Raw genomic sequence first — 2,931 nt, forward strand, 5'->3', positions numbered from 1 at the left:
TCCCTGGGGCTGGCGCCGGGTCAGCGGCAGCCGTAGTCGGTCATGAGACCCCGGGACGCATCGTCAGCGGGGGTGAGCCGGTGGGTTCCCCCGCGATCGAAGTCCAGCCGGAGGACGGCCGTGGCGCCCTTGCCGGGCCAGACCTCCATCGGGCCGGAAGCGTTGGGCGCGGGATAGACGACGGCCGAGGCATGCCGTTCGCCGTACGGCGTTCCGGCCAGGCACGCACCCGGACCGCCGACCTCGTCCAGATACCGCTGCCAGGGCGTCTTCCAGATCTCCGCGGCGACGGCGGTGCTGCCCCACACCGCGGCGACGGCGACCACCAGGGCGGTCACCGTGATCCGAACGGAGAGAGCGCGCCGACGAAATCCCAGCGCCCGGAACGCCCACCACCCGCAGACCCAGCCCACACCGGCGACGGCCAGGACGAGAAGCCCGGCCTGCGCCGGGCCGTGGTAGAGCAGTCGCGACTTCGCGGTGACGCCGGCAGCTGCCGCCGCGAAGGCGATTCCGCAGACCGACGCGAGCAACGGCACAGCGCCGTCCTGCCTGACGGTGCGATTCGGTGGCTGATACGGCATTGCTCCCCCTCGTGGTGCTGGTCGGGGCAGGATTCCACAGCCTGCCGTCAGGCCGGGAACGAATTGGGAGCACCGGCGCCCGCCGCCGCCCCCGAGCTGTGGCGTGGGCGCCCAGCCCGCAACCGTAGCGGGTGAAACGCTGGCGGCGCCCCGTCCGGCCCCTGACTGGCGGGGCGTTCCTTGCTTCTTCTGCCGCTTCCGGCGTGGCACAACGGCCCGGTGGCATACTCCCCCCGCGTTCCCGTCGTCGAGCACAGCGACCAGCACCGGTCCCGGTCCCGGTCAGAGTTCGAGGCGGGGCCAATCTTCCGGAACGAGGGCGGCGGTGCGTACCGGCGACGGCGACGGCGGGGCCGGGGAGTAAGCGTGCACCACGCTGACGGCCGGGTCCGCCTCAATCCGGGTGGAGTACAGCTCGACCTGGTGGCCGCCCTCGGTGACCGTACGGATCAGCCGGCCCAGGCGTGGCTAGTGCTCCAGCTCGAGGCGCAGGATCTCCAGGACTTCGTCGGCGCCAAGCTCCTTGGCCCGCTGGGCGGCCCGGTCGGTGACAGCGACGATCACCTCGCCGTCCGGCTGGTCGGGGTGGCTCACTCCGCGCGGGAGCGGGCTTGAGATCCCGGCCTGCTTGCAGGCCGGTTCAGGCCGCACGGCGGGGCCCACAGCGGACTGGCCGCCCCTCCACCGCTCCCGCGCCGCGCCAAGATACTCCCCGACCAGCGCGTGCACTGCGGCCAGGAAGTCCCCGAAGGCGCGGGCACTCCTATGTCACCGGCCTTGGAGCCGCCACATCGTGAGGGTCAGCGGGTGCCAGGCCGGCCGGGTGGTGGTTCCGCTGTCCGGCTTCGGCAGCCGACTGGCATCGCCCCGCCACTCGTACGTCGTTCCGTACCCCAGGGCGCCTTCGATCTCGTCGTAGGGCACGAACGGAAGGTCCGGGTCGGCCAGGACGGCCCCGGCTGCCGTGCACGCAGCCAGGATCTCGCCGTGACGGCGGAAGAAGTCCTGGGCGATCTCCTGCACCGGGCGAGGAGTGAAGGCCACCAGATCTGCTTCCCCTACTTCGTCGCCGAAGCGGGCGCCCAGCGTGGCTGTCGCGTAGTCGCAGGTCTCCTCGAACGCCTGCTGCACACCGGGCTCCAGCCCGAGGGACCAGACCGGTCGGGTGTCGAGCGTCCGGAGCAGGGCTTCCCCTACTAGCCGCGCGGCGGTCTCCTGCAGCGATCCCTCGTCCGCTTCGAGCGCTCCGGCTTCCACCGCCGTGGCGAGCTGTGCGGTCAACGCGGCTGCGGCCGGGGCCAGGACCTCCCTCAGCGGCTGGAGCCTGGCGATCCGGCCGAAGTACGGGTCGCACGCGGCGAGGACCATGGCCGCGGTGGAGGGGAAGCTGATCGTGATGTAGTCCGGCAGGGTGGCGAGGTAGAGCTCCGCGTCGGCGTCGCCGGCGTCCCGCAGCCGGATGCCGTCACCGTCCCGCCGGTCGGCGGCGGTGATCTCGAACAGCGACCTGGAGACGCCTTCGTTCTCCCACCTCTGCTGGCAGATGCGTGCAGCGGCGACGGCCTCGTCGGCGTTTGCCAGGTTGAAGCGCGCCGAGGCGGCTTCGAGTCCGGCGAGCTTGGCGTCGAGGGGGTTCTGACGAACTTCCTGAGTAGGCATCATCGCCCTTTCCTGGGGGTGTGGTAGCAACGGGGCCCCGCCGGGCATGGCGGAGCAGCGGCCCCGGATGGTGCCCGTGCGCGTGACGGGAGGAAAGGTGGGCCGTACGAGGGGTGCTGGACCTCCGGACGGTCCCAGCACGGTGGCGCGATGGTGCCCCGGGCCTCACCGGCCCGAGGAGGATGTTCAGCAGCAGCCTGGCAGACGGCACTGACAATTCCTCCCGGGCCCGGGGATACGGCACCAGGTGTCGGGGAGCGGTGACGCTGAGGGGCCGGCGCGCCCGTGATGGCAACTGTCCCGGGTCTCGGCAGGCACCGGCTGGCCAGGAAGGCCGGTCCGGCCGTAACCGGCGCGGGCGCCGATCGTTCTGCCCGGTGCCGCGTCGATCCGTCGCGGCACCGGGCACGGCGACCGCGACGGTGCCGTGAGGCGCAACCCCAGGGGGGATCATGGCCGCGAAGAAGCAGGCGGGAAGCGAAGACGAAACAGGCTGGCGCCGGTTCTTCCGGAAGGCGGGCGACTACTGGGCGACTGCGGCAGAGGTGCTGGCCCGGGCCAACAAGATCGCCCTCAAGGTGGACGTGGTCCTGCGCGAGTGCCGGAAGATCGCCGAAGACGTGAAGAAGTTCAAGGCCCGCTGGGCCGACGGCTTCGGCCCCAGCACCGCCTGACCGCACAACGTGCG

General features: G+C 71.9%; 4 protein-coding genes. 1 reads left to right on the forward strand and 3 read right to left on the reverse strand.

Annotated elements, in window-relative coordinates; all coding sequences use genetic code 11:
- Window positions 1-20: 20 nt before the first annotated feature.
- From BI06_RS00880 to BI06_RS00890, 3 genes are all read right to left on the reverse strand, one after another.
- On the reverse strand, window positions 21-539 hold the full coding sequence (locus BI06_RS00880; protein WP_043463743.1) for a hypothetical protein: 519 nt from the start codon (window positions 537-539) through the stop codon (window positions 21-23).
- 513 nt (window positions 540-1,052) lie between these two features.
- Window positions 1,053-1,178 (reverse strand): hypothetical protein, encoded by a 126-nt coding sequence (locus BI06_RS54580; protein WP_255360171.1) that lies wholly within the window; start codon window positions 1,176-1,178, stop codon window positions 1,053-1,055.
- A 174-nt stretch (window positions 1,179-1,352) separates the two neighbouring features.
- Window positions 1,353-2,246 carry a hypothetical protein gene (locus BI06_RS00890; protein WP_043463750.1) on the reverse strand — a complete coding sequence of 298 codons (894 nt, stop codon included), beginning with the start codon at window positions 2,244-2,246 and terminating at the stop codon, window positions 1,353-1,355.
- A gap of 449 nt (window positions 2,247-2,695) precedes the next feature.
- On the opposite strand from BI06_RS00890, the gene BI06_RS00895 reads away from it, so the two are divergent.
- The gene (locus tag BI06_RS00895; RefSeq protein ID WP_055731096.1) at window positions 2,696-2,917 is read left to right on the forward strand and encodes a hypothetical protein; all 222 of its coding nucleotides are present in this window, start codon (window positions 2,696-2,698) and stop codon (window positions 2,915-2,917) included.
- Window positions 2,918-2,931: the final 14 nt, after the last annotated feature.

The sequence above is a fragment of the Kitasatospora sp. MBT66 genome (assembly GCF_000710405.2).
Taxonomy (GTDB): Bacteria; Actinomycetota; Actinomycetes; order Streptomycetales; family Streptomycetaceae; genus Kitasatospora; species Kitasatospora purpeofusca.